Annotated in this window: 15 protein-coding genes; 7 read left to right on the plus strand and 8 right to left on the minus strand. The window is 44.3% G+C overall.

Annotation, left to right across the window (positions count from 1 at the left end):
* Window positions 1–39: 39 nt before the first annotated feature.
* The 3 genes from hutG to hutC all read right to left on the minus strand — a co-directional run bounded on the left by hutG (window position 40) and on the right by hutC (window position 3,168).
* Complete coding sequence (hutG, locus tag IQO02_RS12030) at window positions 40–1,104, minus strand: formimidoylglutamase (protein ID WP_010438261.1); 1,065 nt, start codon at window positions 1,102–1,104, stop codon at window positions 40–42.
* The gene (hutI, locus tag IQO02_RS12035) at window positions 1,091–2,341 is read right to left on the minus strand and encodes an imidazolonepropionase (RefSeq protein ID WP_010438264.1); all 1,251 of its coding nucleotides are present in this window, start codon (window positions 2,339–2,341) and stop codon (window positions 1,091–1,093) included. The genes hutG and hutI overlap by 14 nt, the downstream gene beginning before the upstream one ends.
* A 113-nt stretch (window positions 2,342–2,454) precedes the next feature.
* Window positions 2,455–3,168 (minus strand): histidine utilization repressor, encoded by a 714-nt coding sequence (gene hutC / locus IQO02_RS12040; protein WP_010438267.1) that lies wholly within the window; start codon window positions 3,166–3,168, stop codon window positions 2,455–2,457.
* A gap of 181 nt (window positions 3,169–3,349) precedes the next feature.
* On the opposite strand from hutC, the gene IQO02_RS12045 reads away from it, so the two are divergent.
* On the plus strand, window positions 3,350–4,093 hold the full coding sequence (locus tag IQO02_RS12045; RefSeq protein ID WP_010438271.1) for a sporulation protein: 744 nt from the start codon (window positions 3,350–3,352) through the stop codon (window positions 4,091–4,093).
* Between the two features lie 112 nt (window positions 4,094–4,205).
* On the opposite strand, the gene IQO02_RS12050 is transcribed toward IQO02_RS12045, so the two are convergent.
* The gene (locus tag IQO02_RS12050; protein ID WP_102282752.1) at window positions 4,206–5,189 is read right to left on the minus strand and encodes a DUF3187 family protein; all 984 of its coding nucleotides are present in this window, start codon (window positions 5,187–5,189) and stop codon (window positions 4,206–4,208) included.
* A gap of 404 nt (window positions 5,190–5,593) precedes the next feature.
* Here IQO02_RS12050 and thrS point away from each other — a divergent pair, with 404 nt between their 5' ends.
* The 6 genes from thrS to IQO02_RS12080 all read left to right on the plus strand — a co-directional run bounded on the left by thrS (window position 5,594) and on the right by IQO02_RS12080 (window position 9,772).
* Window positions 5,594–7,522: a threonine--tRNA ligase gene (thrS, locus tag IQO02_RS12055; protein ID WP_010438276.1), complete on the plus strand. Its 1,929-nt coding sequence runs from the start codon at window positions 5,594–5,596 to the stop codon at window positions 7,520–7,522.
* A gap of 2 nt (window positions 7,523–7,524) precedes the next feature.
* Window positions 7,525–8,076 (plus strand): translation initiation factor IF-3, encoded by a 552-nt coding sequence (gene infC, locus IQO02_RS12060; protein ID WP_077680304.1) that lies wholly within the window; start codon window positions 7,525–7,527, stop codon window positions 8,074–8,076.
* 104 nt (window positions 8,077–8,180) lie between these two features.
* On the plus strand, window positions 8,181–8,375 hold the full coding sequence (gene rpmI / locus IQO02_RS12065) for a 50S ribosomal protein L35 (RefSeq protein ID WP_004738430.1): 195 nt from the start codon (window positions 8,181–8,183) through the stop codon (window positions 8,373–8,375).
* Window positions 8,376–8,417: 42 nt separating this feature from the next.
* Window positions 8,418–8,771 carry a 50S ribosomal protein L20 gene (gene rplT, locus IQO02_RS12070; RefSeq protein ID WP_004733517.1) on the plus strand — a complete coding sequence of 118 codons (354 nt, stop codon included), beginning with the start codon at window positions 8,418–8,420 and terminating at the stop codon, window positions 8,769–8,771.
* Window positions 8,772–8,979: 208 nt separating this feature from the next.
* A complete protein-coding gene (yqfB, locus tag IQO02_RS12075; protein ID WP_016787141.1) occupies window positions 8,980–9,297 on the plus strand; it encodes a N(4)-acetylcytidine aminohydrolase in 318 nt (105 codons plus the stop codon).
* A 40-nt stretch (window positions 9,298–9,337) separates the two neighbouring features.
* Window positions 9,338–9,772 carry a hypothetical protein gene (locus tag IQO02_RS12080; protein ID WP_010438294.1) on the plus strand — a complete coding sequence of 145 codons (435 nt, stop codon included), beginning with the start codon at window positions 9,338–9,340 and terminating at the stop codon, window positions 9,770–9,772.
* 140 nt (window positions 9,773–9,912) lie between these two features.
* Here IQO02_RS12080 and IQO02_RS12085 read toward each other — a convergent pair whose 3' ends face one another.
* From IQO02_RS12085 to IQO02_RS12100, 4 genes are all read right to left on the minus strand, one after another.
* Complete coding sequence (locus IQO02_RS12085; RefSeq protein WP_010438297.1) at window positions 9,913–11,151, minus strand: leucine-rich repeat-containing protein kinase family protein; 1,239 nt, start codon at window positions 11,149–11,151, stop codon at window positions 9,913–9,915.
* A gap of 114 nt (window positions 11,152–11,265) precedes the next feature.
* Window positions 11,266–12,840 carry an ATP-binding cassette domain-containing protein gene (locus tag IQO02_RS12090; RefSeq protein ID WP_010438299.1) on the minus strand — a complete coding sequence of 525 codons (1,575 nt, stop codon included), beginning with the start codon at window positions 12,838–12,840 and terminating at the stop codon, window positions 11,266–11,268.
* Between the two features lie 487 nt (window positions 12,841–13,327).
* Window positions 13,328–13,906: a TetR/AcrR family transcriptional regulator gene (locus IQO02_RS12095; protein ID WP_010438304.1), complete on the minus strand. Its 579-nt coding sequence runs from the start codon at window positions 13,904–13,906 to the stop codon at window positions 13,328–13,330.
* Window positions 13,903–15,339, minus strand: a complete 1,437-nt coding sequence (locus tag IQO02_RS12100) for a coniferyl aldehyde dehydrogenase (protein ID WP_010438305.1) — start codon at window positions 15,337–15,339, stop codon at window positions 13,903–13,905. The genes IQO02_RS12095 and IQO02_RS12100 overlap by 4 nt, the downstream gene beginning before the upstream one ends.
* Window positions 15,340–15,601 lie beyond the last annotated feature (262 nt).

Below are 15,601 nucleotides of genomic sequence, written 5' to 3' on the forward strand. Positions count from 1 at the left end.
TCGTTGTAGTTGTAGTTGTAGTTATCGGGTATAGCTGGATTAGTCGCTGGCCATTGCACTGGCTATATCCCAACACAAACGTGCCGCCAACCGAGCTGTTTGGCCATCGATGTCGTAGTCCGGGTTGTATTCCGCAATGTCCGCGATAATGAGTTTTTCACTGTGTTTGAAAATCTGTTCTAGAAAAGGAGCGAGTGCTTCATAGCTCACGCCTCTTGCCGCTGGTGCACTTACGCCCGGTGCAGTCGCAGCGGGGAACACATCAAGATCAATAGTGAGATAGAGGTAATCACACTCAGTGATGAATTTTTGCAACTTAATGAGTTGAGCGACTTGGTTAACTTGGGTCATGTTGCGGTCGTGTTCATACCAAACGCCCAGTTGGTCAGCTTTATTAAACAGCGCTTTGGTATTACTAGCGGCACTCACGCCAAGGCAAGCGTATTGGAATGGCCATTGATGTTTGTGGCAGTAATCGCTGATTTGATTAAAAGGCGTACCTGAACTGGGTTTAACATCTGCAATGTCGCTTTCAAATTCACGAAGATCAAAGTGAGCATCAAAGTTAACGATGCCGATCTTAGGTTTCTGTTCTGGCTGATCTTTATCAAGACGTTCTGCTTTATCTAGGTTTTCCACTTTATGTAAATGTTCAGCGAGGCCTTGGAACGATGCCCAAGCAACTTCGTGACCACCGCCAAGGGTAATCACTTTGTTGGTTGCTAAAGCATTGGCAATCACAGAAGCACACTGTTTTTGACTGACTTCAAGTTGGCCATCATTGCACTCGATATCACCAAGGTCTGCGATGTGAGCGTCACTGTGCCAAGCCATATTGGCCAACGCTTGGCGAATCAGGTTGGGGGCTTGTTTCGCGCCTACGCGTCCTTTGTTTCTTGCAACGCCTGCATCGCTGGCAAAGCCGACCAAAGCGATAGCGCCATCAGTAAGCTCGTTACTTAAATCACTACTTTGCACTTGTTTAGTAATGTGATGTACGCGTGTGCCGAGTGCGCCATCTTCAAGGTCATTGCGTCCCGTCCACACAAAGTTATGTACGGTTTCTGCGTTCTTTTGAATGCTGTTGGACTTAGATTGAGTCATGACACACCTCGCCATTAACAATACGTTTATGCAGATGAGGAACACCGACTTGATAGCTTAGATCTGCAGGGTGCTCGATATTCCAGATAGCCAAATCAGCGGCATAACCAACTTCGATTTTGCCTTTGATTTGTGAGTCGCCAATGGCTGCCGCAGCGTTACAAGTTACACCGCGTAGCGCTTCTTCAGGCGTTGTGCCAAATAGGGTGCAGCTCATGTTCATCATCAGTGTTAAATCAGCAAAGGGAGAAGTGCCGGGGTTTAAGTCGGTCGCGATCGCCATTGGAATGTTGTGTTCGCGAAGCAGGGCGACTGGCGGCTGTTGAGTCTCTTTAAGGAAATAGAAAGCACCGGGAAGTAAAGTGGCAACTGTGCCTGATTTCGCCAGTGCTTTGACTCCGATTTCATCAAGGTATTCAACATGGTCAACAGAGAGTGCGCTGTATTTTGCTGCAAGCGCACTGCCACCCATATTCGAAAGTTGTTCAGTGTGGCCTTTAATCGCGAGCCCGTGTTCTTGGGCTGCTGCAAATACACGTTCGGTTTGTTCTAGATTGAAGCCGATAGATTCGCAGAACACGTCAACTGCATCGGCGAGTCCTTGCTCTGCAGCTTTAGGAATGATCTCTTGGCAAACCAGATCGATATAGCTGTCCGGTTTCTCTTTATATTCTGGTGGAATAGCATGGGCAGCAAGGAGAGTGGTCGTGATCTTAATACGGCGATGATTCTCTAACGCTTTGGCTGCACGCAGCATTTTGAGCTCATCTTCAAGTGTTAAACCATAGCCAGATTTTACTTCGATGCTGGTTACGCCACTTCTTAGCAGACCATCAAGTCTCGGCAAGGCCATTTCAACCAGTTCGGATTCTTGCGCTGCGCGTGTTGCAGTGACTGTCGCTAGAATGCCACCGCCTTGCTTGGCGATGTCGGTGTAAGACACACCATTCAAACGCTGCTCAAACTCGTTGGCGCGATTACCCGCAAATACGAGATGAGTATGGCAATCAATTAACCCAGGTGTTACTAGCTTGTTTTTGCAGTCATAGGTGGCGTAATCCAAAGAACCATCAACACTTACTTGTTCTAATTCAGAAGCAAGTGCGCTTTTGTTTGAACAAGATATGGACACGATCTTACCGTCTTCGATAACGATATCTTGAGGGGAAGAAGGCTGATAACCATCGGCTCCCGAACTCATGGAGACCACTCGTGCGTTTTTGAGGATCAAATTCATAATCACCTAGATCTTTGCTAAACATTAAATGTATATACAAATAAATAGGCTAAACGCTGACCCGAATCAAGTTGATGTTGCAAAAATGTGATCGGCGATCAGGATGATGTTCTTTAATCTAGAAGTATCTTGGAGCTTAATTTGTACTTAGAGCCAGGATGGTAGAGCAATGCAAAGCTGATTAGGCGCTCTTTGCTCCATGTTCTTCTATTCAAAAGAAGGCAAGGCTCTGATTCAGATAGCTTAAGTGACGTTCTGATTTGTAAGTCTGGAATAATGGCTTCAACTGTGTGCTCGATAGCACTTAACGGGCAGCTTTTTGAAAGGTATTCATTGGGTGTCGAGGTTGAAAAGTCTTGCTCTAGATATTTTGGAGTGGCTTGAGAGTTCACCCAGCGCGCTTCCAATTGAATCGGTGTGTTGTCAGCAAAGTGAATGATTTCACTATAGAATACTTCGGCATTGATCATCACACCTAGCCGTGTGGCGGTGCTTTCATCAGCCTTGATGCTCTTGTGCTTGATAACTTGACTAGCATACGTTTGGCCTCGATCTTTGATCTCTTGCGCGATGTTGTTGATATCAAGTAGGGGAGACTGCGCTTTTTCATCTGGTTCACAAACAAAAGTACCTAGCCTTGGTTTCCTAATGAGCTTGCCTTCAGACACCAGATCTCGAATGGCTTTATTGACCGTCATTCGACTCACATTGAACTGCTCTGTGAGTTCGAGTTCTGTGGTTATCTGGTAACCCACTGGCCAGTGACCACTGGTGATATTGTCGTCTATGAACTGTTTTATCTGAAGGTAGAGCGGCGCTTTCGACATAATGAAACCTTATTTGACTATACAAATAGAGTAACGGAATTTTTCACGATTTCAACATTTCCTCGGGCAATGTGACGTTATTCAACATAGATGGGGCAAATTGCTTGATTCTGTGAGGTAAGTGTCGCAAATTGTCACGCAATAACTATTCGTAAATCAGATAATTAGAAAGGGAAATAATATGTTTAAGAAATTAAAGGCTTCGTTGGGCATCGGTGCAGCAAAAGTTGATACCGTCTTAGATAATATTGAAGTTTTCCAAGGTGGAGAGTTGTCTGGCAATGTTCACATTGTTGGCGGCGACGTTGAGCAACAAATTGACCTGATCAACTTGGTTCTCAACACAGAAGTTAAAGTAGAAACAGAAGACAGCACCAGCTACGAAACCTTTTCATTGGGTCGTATTCAAGCCGTAGAACCTTTCGTTATCCAACCGGGCGAAACCAAACTGGTTCCATTCCGTCTTAAGTTAAATGACGAAACGCCAGTCACCGCCTTGAACGCACAAATGAACCAATGCCATGTGTGGGTAGAAACTAACCTAGATATTGGCTTCGCGATTGACCCTAAAGACCGTGACTTTATCTCCGTACACCCACTGCCAACAGTTGCTAAAATCATCCAAGGTGTTGAGGCATCGGGCATGGCCATGGTGAAAGCAGACGTAGAGAAGGGTTTCTTAAAAGGCAACAGCTTTGCTTCTCGTTCGGGCTGTTATCAAGAGATTGAATTTCGCAGTGGCGGTTTCATGAACAAAAAAGAGATCGAGCTGTCATTCATCGTTGAAGGTTCAATGGTTCACTGCCTAGCAGAAATCGACCGCTCAATGAGCTTCCGTGGCGACCAATACATTTCATTCAGCTTACCAGCAAACGCGGCTGACTCAGATATCCGCAACGCTGTATCAAGAATCATGAGTGCGTAGTTCCCTTTCTGTTAGTAGTCGCTTTTTTCTATTAATAGAGACAACATAGACTCCCTAAGCCGAACCCAAACGTTCGGCTTTTTTGATTTTACTCTGTCGACCTGAAACGTGTTTACCACTGATGACGATAGGCCAATTGGAAGGCAACATCGGTTGAGTTGTCCATGTTGAAGATGTTCTCGATAATGGATATCTCGATAGCTGAACGTTGCATGAGATAACGATAGCCAAGCATCATTTCATTCGCGGCTTCTGAAAACTCTGTGTCGCCATCTTCTGCACCTTCATACCATCGATACTCTAGGTGTAATTCATGGTTTTCAAATAACGTAAGCTGATAGCCTCCCATCCATGACCATGTCGTTTTCTTATGTGAAAAGCTATTTTCCACCTCTCGACTGGACTGATTCGCCACCCCCAAGCTTGTATAGAAGGTATTGATGCCTAGCTGGTATGCATAGTTGAATTGAGCGCTTTGCTCGTTGCTGCTTCCTTCGAAGGCGCCGTGGCTGACATTGTTGTGATACAGAGATACGCCAAAAGACAAGCCGTGGTTTTCTATATTTATGATCTGATATTGAGTGTAGAGCGTGAAAGCACTTGTCAGAGTGTCGCCAGAGAAGTCGCTAATATTGATGCCGTGATCTGGCGCGTAAACATCAAATTGGTGTCTGTCCTTACGATCTCGGCCAGCTTGGTCGATGCTAAATAGATCGTGATAGTTGATGGTGATTTTATCGAGATGATTATTGGCAGCATATAGCCAACGGTAATTGAGCTCGACTTGCCATGCAGTCGTTAGTTGCCATTTCAATCCTGTTTGAAGTTGGTTCTGGTAATAGTCTAAATGATAGTCGTGGGAATTGGCCCATATACTGGCCGCGGTTAAGGCGCCAAATACTTCAATTTTATTCTCTTCGAGTGGGAAGCCTGAGCGAAGTGTTGGGGTATGACGCATTGATTGTAATGGTGCTTGAGTATAGCTGATTAAGGGGCCGTAATTTTTGTTGGCCGATGTCGCGGGAGCATACATAACTGCGGCTACTATTAACGATAAAGTTGGTATGAACGATATAAAAGTAGTCTGTGTTCCCATATGCATTTCATCCGCATTCCATTGCTTCTATATAGCTTAGTTCTAAATACCGAATTCGTGGGGTCTAAGTCGGAATACATAAGGTGCAATAAATAAGACGAAACAACAAATTAGGGCAGCTCGATTTTAAAGGTGGCTTGAAGGAGAGGGGAAGCCGCTGGTTAGCACGATGAGATCTCATGTATTGGGCCTATGGGAGAGTCGAGAGGCTCTCTCTGTCATTGTCATTTCATATAATTTCGTTACAATGTTCGGCTACTCACAAATGGGGCATCTGTATTTGCTTCTATGTGGGTATCTTTATTATGCATATATCTCCGATCAACATACTTGTTGGTTGAAAAACATATATTAAACATTTTCATGTGTTGCTTGGTGTGCAACACCACTGTAAAGGACAAATAATGCCAATTATTACTCTTCCTGACGGTAGTCAGCGTCAATTTGACAACCCTGTATCAACTCTAGATGTTGCCCTATCAATCGGTCCTGGCCTTGCGAAAGCAACCATTGCTGGTCGTGTAGACGGCGAGCGTGTTGATGCTTGTGATCTTATCGAAAACGATGCAAGCCTAGAAATCATCACTGCTAAAGATGAAGTTGATGGCCTTGAGATCGTTCGTCACTCTTGTGCTCACCTTTTAGGTCACGCGATTAAGCAGCTTTTTCCAGAAGCGAAAATGGCGATCGGTCCTACCATCGATAACGGTTTCTACTACGATATCGACCTTGAGCACTCTCTAACGCAAGAAGATCTAGAAAAGATTGAAAAGCGCATGAAAGAGCTAGCGAAGACCAAATATCAGGTTGTTAAGAAGAAAGTTAGCTGGCAGGAAGCGCGTGACGCATTCGAAGCTCGCGGCGAGACTTACAAAATCGAAATCTTGGATGAGAATGTTTCTAAAGACGATCGTCCAGGCCTGTACCATCATGAAGAATACATCGATATGTGTCGTGGTCCACACGTTCCACATATGGGCTTCTGCCAACACTTCACGCTACTTAACGTAGCGGGTGCTTACTGGCGTGGTAACAGTGACAACAAGATGCTTCAACGTATCTACGGCACTGCATTCCACGATAAGAAAGCGCTTAAGGCTCACCTAGTGCGCCTAGAAGAAGCGGCTAAGCGTGATCACCGTAAAATCGGTAAGCACTTAGATCTATTCCACATGCAGCAAGAAGCACCAGGCATGGTGTTCTGGCATCACAACGGTTGGACTATCTTCCGTGAGCTAGAAGTATTTATTCGTCAAAAACTGACTGAGTACGATTACCAAGAAGTTAAAGGCCCATTAATGATGGACCGTGTTCTTTGGGAACGCTCTGGTCACTGGGATAAGTACGCTGAAGCGATGTTTACTACTTCTTCAGAGAACCGTGAATACGCTATCAAACCAATGAACTGTCCTGGTCACGTTCAAATCTTCAACCAAGGTTTGAAATCTTACCGTGATCTACCGCTACGTATGGCTGAGTTCGGCTCATGTCACCGTAACGAGCCGTCTGGCGCACTTCACGGCATTATGCGTGTTCGTGGCTTCACTCAAGATGATGCTCACGTATTCTGTACTGAAGACCAAGTTCAACAAGAAGTTAAAGCTTGTATTGAAATGGTTTACGATACTTACACAACTTTCGGCTTCGAAAGTATTGTTGTTAAGCTATCTACTCGTCCAGAACAGCGTGTAGGTTCAGACGAAATGTGGGACCGTGCAGAGGCTGACCTTAAGCAAGCGCTAGAGGCAATGGACATTGCATACGAGATTCAAGAAGGCGAGGGTGCGTTCTACGGACCTAAGATTGAATTTACTTTGCATGATTGTTTGGACCGCGCATGGCAATGTGGTACAGTGCAGCTCGATTTTGCATTACCAGAACGTTTAGGTGCAACTTACGTAGGTGAAGATAACGAGCGTCACACGCCAGTTATGATTCACCGCGCGATTTTAGGTTCACTAGAACGCTTCATCGGTATTCTTATTGAAGAATACGCGGGCTTCTTCCCAACGTGGTTGGCGCCAGAACAAGCAATTGTTATGGGCATTACAGACAAACAGTCTGAATATGTACAAGAAATTGCGAAAAAACTGCAAAAAAGTGGATTTAGAGTCAAAGCAGACTTGAGAAATGAGAAGATTGGCTTTAAAATCCGCGAACATACTTTGAAACGTGTACCGTTCATGCTTGTGTGTGGTGACCAAGAAATGGAAGCCGGCGAAATTGCAGTACGTACACGTAAAGGTAAGGACCTTGGCAAATTTAAAGTGGATGACTTTATTTCATACATCCAAGCCGAGGTTTCAAGCCGTAAGCTCAATCTGGAGGAATAGCTATTAAAGGCGGAAGACGTGGCCAACAACCGGCCAAACAAAACCAGCACCGTTTAAACGGTGACATTCGTGGCGTTCGTGAAGTGCGTCTAACTGGCGCAGACGGCGAAGCTGTTGGTGTAGTAACAATCGCTGAAGCGATGGAAGCTGCAAATGAAGCTGGTATGGATCTTGTAGAGATCAGCCCTAACGCCGAGCCGCCAGTTTGTCGTGTGATGGACTACGGTAAGTTCCTCTTCGAGAAGAGCAAAGCTGCGAAAGAGCAGAAGAAAAAGCAAAAGCAGGTTCAGATCAAGGAAATTAAATTCCGACCTGGAACTGATATTGGAGACTATCAGGTAAAACTACGCAACCTGACTGGTTTCCTTGAAGACGGCAACAAAGTGAAGGTAACAATTCGCTTCCGTGGCCGCGAAATGGCTCACCAAGAAATCGGTGTTGACGTTCTTAATCGTTTGAAAGTAGATACTGAAGAATTTGCAGTTGTCGAATCTTTCCCAACGAGAATTGAAGGTCGCCAGATGATCATGGTGTTGGCCCCTAAAAAGAAGTAATTAACGGCTTTGCAAGTAATTAAACCCTGCAGCCTCAGGTTGCGGGGTTTTATTCGCCCTAATTACTATGTTATTAACAACTCAACAATGCGGAGTTATTCATCATGCCTAAGATGAAAACCAACAAAGGTGCTGCTAAGCGTTTCCAGAAAACTGCTGGTGGTATTAAGTTTAAGCACGCTGGTAAACGTCACATCCTGACTAAGCGTACTACTAAGAACAAGCGTCAGCTTCGTCCGAACTCGATCCTTCCTAAATGTGAAGTTGCTCAAGTTCTACGTATGATGCCATACGCTTAATTCTTTTTAGTTTATAAATTCGTTTAGTTTAGGAGAAGCATAATGCCTCGCGTAAAACGTGGTGTACAAGCTCGTGCACGTCATAAGAAAGTTCTAAAACAAGCTAAAGGTTACTACGGAGCACGTTCACGTGTTTACCGCGTAGCTTTCCAAGCAGTTACCAAAGCTGGTCAATACGCTTACCGTGACCGTCGCAACAAGAAACGTCAATTCCGTCAACTTTGGATTGCACGTATCAACGCGGCATCTCGTCAAAATGGTCTATCTTACAGCCGTTTCATCAATGGCCTTAAGAAAGCATCTATCGAGATCGACCGTAAGATTCTTGCTGACATCGCAGTATTCGACAAAGCAGCATTTGCTGTTCTAGTTGAAAAAGCGAAAGCATCTCTATAATTTAGAGTTAGCTTAAAGGTTTAAGAAAAGGAGAACTTCGGTTCTCCTTTTTTATTGCTTCTAATTTGACTTTTAAAGACTCCCAACTCCTTCCTTCGTCAGTCTTGGGAATGACGAGATGAACTTCCGCATCTAATTTTTATTCGCTTGAACAGGCATTCTGGTATATAAACATCTACCTATTCTTTAATGTTAAGCGACCGAATAAATGAGCGCACCTACCACTATGACGTTCTTCGAACGTTTTGAAGCCGATATCCTTTCTGGCAAGAAGACAATTACTATTCGCGATGAATCTGAGCGCGACTACCAACCAGGTAGCGTTGTGGAAGTATCAACGCTAGAGCAGGGACGTGTATTCTGTAATCTTAAGATTGTTAGCGTTGAACCAATTCTGTTTGATGACTTAGGTGAGTTCCATGCTCAGCAAGAGAATATGACGCTGCAAGTACTGAAAGATGTGATTCAAGATATCTACCCAGGCATTTCTCAGCTGTACGTAGTCTCTTACGAGTTGGTAGCTTAAGCCTTGTTGGATTGGATTGACTAGCTAGGGATGGCGATTGATGAGTAATAACCAGCAGACACTGCTTCAGCTTTACTGTCGCGAACAACAAGACCAGACGTTACTGGCTAAGCATGACTTAGATAGTGATTTGAGCGAGAGTGCCGATTATTTAAAGTGGTGCGAGAGCAAAAGAAACTTTGTTGAAGAAGATGTCTTAGGGCAGACTTGGGTAAAAAGTTGTCCAGCAGGGTACATTACTGAGGTGCACTTTCATTTTGATGGTAGTTTAACGGAATATCGTTTGTTTGACCGATTTGAAACCCAAGGTCATTGGCAGTTAAGAGACGGTTTGTTACACGTCGAGATTCTGAAGGGTGAGAACCACTACCAGTTTGCTGTTGTGGCTCGCGCTGACCTTAATATCCACTCTGCGGTTGAGTATAAGAACGGTGAGTTGCATTCTTACTTGAAGCTGGTTCAAGTTGAACGCTAAACGTTTAGCGATGATTCGTTTTATGAACATATGAAAAAGCCAACAGTGATGTTGGCTTTGTTGTTTTCAATTCGACTGAGTAGTTTAAGTTATTAAGTTATTAAGTTATTAAGTTATTAAGTTATTAAGTTATTAAGTTATTAAGCTTCGAAGTTCGCCAATCGAGTATAAAGCTCGTTGCCTTGATCTTGTTTTGCACATACCGTCAATAGGTCTTCAATAAAGTACTTCAGTGCACGCGCTTCAATTCGACGAATGCCTTGTTGCTGCTCTTCAGTCAGATAACCGTAGATAGTTGCCGCTCCGAAGTCACCAAAGATCATCTGACCTTGCTCGTTAACTAAAGTGTTGTGTGCGTATAGATCACCATGACAAACTTTATTGGTATGAAGGTGTTCAAACACATCAATCATCTGTTCTGTAATACTATTGATCTGAGCAATTGAAAGCTCGAAGCCTTCGTTGAACGTATCGCGAGTGCAGCTTTCAAGAGTAGGCGGCAAACCTAGGTTGTAGTAGTTGCTCGGGATAAGCTCCATCACCAATGCTAGGTAGTTCTCTTCATCAACTTGAGCGATAGACTTCACTAGATTGCTATGATGACCAGCTTGAAGGCACGCTTCGAGTTCATCGTGTGGGTAACCGTCGCTTGTTACTTCGCCTTTGAATACTTTAACCGCCACTTCTTGTGGGAAATTAAAGTCACCATTTAACCAGTTAGCATGAGAAATCACACCAGACGCACCTTGGCCCAGCACTTGATTGAGTGAGTAGCATTGCGAGCTTACGGCAGGCACGCTATCTAAGCTGCTCGGATGTTTGCAAAACGGGTTACCCGAAAACGCTAACCAAGCCAGTTTTGGTAGCTTGATAAGGAACTCTGGGAATTCAGTCAGTTGGTTTGCAGACAGACGAACCAGTTCAAGGTTTGATAGGTTTTCCATGCTTTCTGGTAAAACGCGAATCTTGTTGCCTGCCAATGCCAGTTTCTGTAGTCGCGGTCTTTCACCTAGCGAGCTAGGCAGAACCTCGATCTCATTGTCGGTCAGGATTAACCAACGTAGTTGAATCGGCAGAGACTGCTCGCTAACGATTTTGATTTGGTTGGTTTTGAAGCCAACCATTTCGAGCTTAGGAAGTGACCCCAGAACATCAGGCAGGTGCGTGAACAGGTTATTCGACGCGAAGATAATACGCAGGTTAGTCAGCTGTGATAACTCTTCTGGTAGATCTGACAGCTGATTGCCTGAAAGGTCTAGGATCTCAAGAGAATCTGCAAGCTCGATGATTTCTAAAGGAAACTCGGTGAGGCCTTCTGACAGTTGTAAGCGCTTAATACCGTTTAGTTGCCCTGATTTTAATTGTTCTAGAGTATGCAAACCTTAGCCTTATGAATAGATGTTCGAGGCGCGTAGTTTACTTGTCTCAATCAAGAAAGGCGAGCACCGGAACGATGCTCGCTTAACTAAACTAAGTGAACGAATTTACGAAGGTTAAAGTCGTATATGGTTTTGGCTGACACCGACCTCCTCAACAAAGTCGCTGTCATGACTCACCAAGATAAATGCGCCTTGGTATTCACGTAAAGCGGACGCCAATATTTGCTTTGAGTCGATGTCTAGGTGGTTGTCCGGTTCATCGAGTAATAGAAGCGGGGAGTCTTGCTTGTGGCTAACGATCAACATCGCCAGCTTCATTTTTTCACCACCACTTAAATGTGCCACTTTTCGGTATACGGAGTCTCGCCTAAACCCGATGCCAGCTAACAAGGTGCGTGCGTCACTTTCTGTCATGCCGCAGCTATGTGTCACCAGGCAATCGAACATGGTATCGTTGGTGTCCAGCAGTCCAAAGTGTTGATCCAAGTATACTGTGGTTCCTAAGCGTTTAATGTAGCCTGTATAGTTCGAGTGTTGCCCATGAATGGCCTTTAACAGCGTCGACTTTCCACACCCATTAGCACCGGTTAAAGAAGACCGTTCCCCTTGCGATAGAGAGAAACTAATTGGTGCACCAGAGCCGTAAACAAGGCGGCAGTTTTCAACGGTTAACAAAGAACTCTTTTTACTGATATTGCTCTGCTGCAGATACAAAGTTTGCGGTTTTAACCGCTCCTTCTGCCCTTTAAGCGACTGAAGTTTATGTTGGTTTTGGTCAATGAGGTTCCTTTGGTTTGTCGCCAGTGCGGCTTGGCTTTGACCTGCTTTATCTTTCATTGCATCCAATAATATCTTGGATTGACTACCTGACTTTCTTAGTCGGTTACCCTGAGACTCACGTTGTTGTGCTTTTTCCTTGTTAGTCTGAGCTTGGCGCTCGAGTCGCTTTTTCTCCGATTGATGATGCGCGATCTGCTTGTCTAGCGCTTCGCTTTGGCTAGAAATTTGTTTGTAGTAATCGTCGTAATTTCCTTTATAGAAACGTAGGCCCAAGCTGCTTAAGTGGTAGATCCCCTCCATATGTTTTAATAAGCTTCGATCATGGCTAACAATAAGTACTTTGCCTGCAAACAACTGGCATTGTTCGAGTACCCAGTTGCGACCGTCACTGTCCAAGTGGTTTGAAGGCTCATCGAGAATTAGTATCTCGTGGTTTGATGTGAATAATTGATGAAGCTGTAACAGGGCGAGTTGCCCGCCACTCAGAGAGCAACAAAGCGTGTTCAAATCACTAATTATTTTCAATGTAGCGAGAAGCTGCTTAGTACGGGCGACTAAATCCCAATCATCGCCAATGATATTGAAGTGCTGAATTTCGCAGCTACCTTGTTCTATGGCGTGTAATGCGCCTAACTTTTTGGTGATCCCCAAGAAGTCAGCGATGGTGATGTTTGTATCCAGTAGCGCTGATGGCAACTGAGAGTAAAAACCAATCGAACCTTGGCGCGAAACATTGCCTGATGTTGGCTGTATTTGCCCGAGCAGTAACGAAAGCAGTAGTGACTTCCCAGCTCCATTTCTGCCGACTAGGCCGGTGAGGCGAGTGCTCAAATTAAAGGTGATGTCTTTGAATAACCATTCACCAGTATCAAGCTGGAATGAGAGATTGTTGGCTAATATAATAGGCATGTAAATACCTCCCTTTACGTGTAAACGAGTAAAAGGGGTGAGGCGCTTTTCTGGATAGACTCCTACGTGGGATTCTATGTCTAGATCGCCAAAGACGTTACTTAAGTAGGATGACAGCAAAAGATAGAGATTATCTTGCTGAAATGTTCTCTTTATTCAAGATACTGATCTTAAAGAGGTTGGCCTTAAATCGACGGCTCTTCAATAGCTTGATTTTTCAAGAAATAGGTGACGAAGTAACGCCCACTAACCCCCGAGTGTCCAAATGATTTTTATAAAAATAAATCGGATGTCAGGATGTTAGTACTTCATTATGGCGTTATTCTCTTTTGAAATGATGGGGTGATGTTACTGAAAGAACGTACTCTGGGTCAATATGGTGACGTGATTAAAATGTATCCAAATAATTAAAGCGCCTGTGTGGCGCTTTAATTAATTTGGTGACGCTTTAATTACTTGATAGCGGAGTATCTAGAGATCAGAAGGGCTATTGTATTTGCCCACCAACGGCTCGCCAACACATATCAAAGCTATCGTTGATGTACTTCGATGTTTTCTCTGGCGGAGATTCGCTCTGCTCAATGAGCCAGTTTGCACAAATCAAAAAGTGGCTATGGATGAAGTGCCTAACAAGATCAATGTTTAATGACATCAATTCACCGTCTTCTTGTCCTTTCAAAATGATCTCGTCTAACGATGCGAACATCTGTGAAACAATGACTTCTCGAGTTTGAGTCGTTGGGTCGAAATGAACATTGGTGAAGAACTTCATCGCAACTGGATTCTCTAGTGCCCATTCAATCCCTGTTATCCACATGAACTTAAAGGCTTGGTAGCGATCTTGTTCTGCTATACCTGTGTGTGGTTGAAGGGTCGAGAACAGTTCTAGCTTCAAATCGCGAAACAATTCGTCTATCAATAGAGATTTGTTTTCGAAGTGGTGAAACAGCGTTGCTTTCGCTACACCGGCTGTTTTCGCTATTTGTCCGGTAGATGTGCCCTCTAACCCTTGTTGAGAGAAGAGAAGGAGCGCTGCATCTAAGATTTTTTGTCTTTTCGTAATCATCTATTAAGTACTTTGAACAGAAGCTTTTTAATTGGGTTGTTGTAAGGAGGGTGCATTAACTTGGTGAAGTTAATTTTTCCTCTACTTAGAACGGTTTTGGCATGGCTAAAGGTCTTGAAGCCTTCAATGCCGTGGTAGTGTCCCATGCCTGAAGGGCCAATGCCACCGAACGGCGCATCTTCTGCAGCCACGTGTACTAGAGAGTCGTTAATACAAACACCGCCAGAATGCGTGTTCGATAAGAACTGATCTTGGATCTGTTTATCATGACTCATCAGGTACAGAGCAAGTGGACGTTCTCTGGTTGTGATGTAGTTAATCGCTTCTTCAATAGAATCATAAGGCACGATAGGCAGAACAGGGCCAAACAACTCTTCTTGCATTGCGATCATATCTTCGTTCACTTCTGTTAGAAGGTGTGGCGTCATTCTGTGGTTCACATCGTCCTGTGCTTGCTCGGTTACCGTGTGAATAACCGCGCCTTTAGATTGAGCATCTGCAATTACACCCTTCAAACGATTGTATTGGCGCATATCGATCACTGAGGTTAAATCTTTGCTCTCGATACCGTCTTTATATAGCTTGTGGAAGTAACGCTTATAAGCCGTAATGAATGCATCGACTTTTTCTCGTGGTAATAGGATGTAATCGGGAGCTACACAAATCTGACCTGCGTTTAAGCTTTTTGCAAACAGGATGCGTTCAACAGCGTCAGCCACATCAAAGTCAGGGGCGATAATCGTTGGAGACTTGCCGCCTAATTCCAAAGTGACAGGCGTTAAGTTGTCGGCTGCCGCTCTCATTACGTGCTTACCCACAGAGGTCGAGCCGGTAAATAGGATATGGTCAAACGGCAGTTGGCTAAATTTAGCAGAAACGTCAGCTTCGCCTTCGATAATTGCGACCTGATCTTCATTAAAGCCTTCAGCCAGCATGGCTTTTAAAACACGGTTGGTCGCAGGAGTAAACTCAGACATCTTGAGCATCGCAGTGTTACCCGCCGCTAACGCCGTGATCAGAGGCCCTAAAGAGAGCATGACAGGAAAGTTCCAAGGCACAATGATGCCGATAACGCCAACAGGTTGATAATGCACAGTTATCTTAGCCGGTGTTAGCATCAAACCTGCTTTACGGCGCGATGGCTTTAACCATTTCTTAAGATTCTTATCACTGTAATTAATTTGGTGAAGAGAAGGGGTAATATCAGCGATCAAGCTATCGTGTTTTGCGCGATGACCATAATCTTCAGACACTGCGTTAATCAATTGCTCTTGGTTGCGTATTAGTAATGCTTTTAAGGTGGAGAGATTTTTTCTTCTCTGCTCAAGCGTAGGATTAACATTATTGCGGTAGTGATCTTTTTGTCGGTTGAAGATCTGATCCATGTCGTTAATGCTCGACGGGTTTGGTTCAAAGTCTAGATTATGGCTCATAGTATCTCCTAAATTCGAAAGCTGACCGATTGGTTGGTCAGTTAAATCTACGCGAAGATTTCGACGTTTACAAGAGATGAACGGAAAAAGCTCAATATTTGAGCGGTCACAACGTTGAAGCGAGCGGTTTTTAGTTGGAAAAACGAGGTACTAATGGGTACAGAATCATAGGGTATATGCAGTGCTGGTGATAATGGGAGCTCTGACTGAGAAGTGCTGATATTTGTCATGACCTTGACTTAACCTCACTTATTTTTCGAAA

The organism is Vibrio sp. OPT24, from assembly GCF_015163545.1.
In the GTDB taxonomy this organism is placed as follows: domain Bacteria; phylum Pseudomonadota; class Gammaproteobacteria; order Enterobacterales; family Vibrionaceae; genus Vibrio; species Vibrio cyclitrophicus.

What these genes read in the sequence shown, in the direction of transcription:
- hutG (WP_010438261.1), bottom strand. Translation starts at nt 1,104, where the DNA reads ATGACTCAATCTAAGTCCAACAGCATTCAAAAGAACGCAGAAACCGTA.
- hutI (WP_010438264.1), bottom strand. Translation starts at nt 2,341, where the DNA reads ATGAATTTGATCCTCAAAAACGCACGAGTGGTCTCCATGAGTTCGGGA.
- hutC (WP_010438267.1), bottom strand. Translation starts at nt 3,168, where the DNA reads ATGTCGAAAGCGCCGCTCTACCTTCAGATAAAACAGTTCATAGACGAC.
- IQO02_RS12045 (WP_010438271.1), top strand. Translation starts at nt 3,350, where the DNA reads ATGTTTAAGAAATTAAAGGCTTCGTTGGGCATCGGTGCAGCAAAAGTT.
- IQO02_RS12050 (WP_102282752.1), bottom strand. Translation starts at nt 5,189, where the DNA reads ATGGGAACACAGACTACTTTTATATCGTTCATACCAACTTTATCGTTA.
- thrS (WP_010438276.1), top strand. Translation starts at nt 5,594, where the DNA reads ATGCCAATTATTACTCTTCCTGACGGTAGTCAGCGTCAATTTGACAAC.
- rpmI (WP_004738430.1), top strand. Translation starts at nt 8,181, where the DNA reads ATGCCTAAGATGAAAACCAACAAAGGTGCTGCTAAGCGTTTCCAGAAA.
- rplT (WP_004733517.1), top strand. Translation starts at nt 8,418, where the DNA reads ATGCCTCGCGTAAAACGTGGTGTACAAGCTCGTGCACGTCATAAGAAA.
- yqfB (WP_016787141.1), top strand. Translation starts at nt 8,980, where the DNA reads ATGAGCGCACCTACCACTATGACGTTCTTCGAACGTTTTGAAGCCGAT.
- IQO02_RS12080 (WP_010438294.1), top strand. Translation starts at nt 9,338, where the DNA reads ATGAGTAATAACCAGCAGACACTGCTTCAGCTTTACTGTCGCGAACAA.
- IQO02_RS12090 (WP_010438299.1), bottom strand. Translation starts at nt 12,840, where the DNA reads ATGCCTATTATATTAGCCAACAATCTCTCATTCCAGCTTGATACTGGT.
- IQO02_RS12095 (WP_010438304.1), bottom strand. Translation starts at nt 13,906, where the DNA reads ATGATTACGAAAAGACAAAAAATCTTAGATGCAGCGCTCCTTCTCTTC.
- IQO02_RS12100 (WP_010438305.1), bottom strand. Translation starts at nt 15,339, where the DNA reads ATGAGCCATAATCTAGACTTTGAACCAAACCCGTCGAGCATTAACGAC.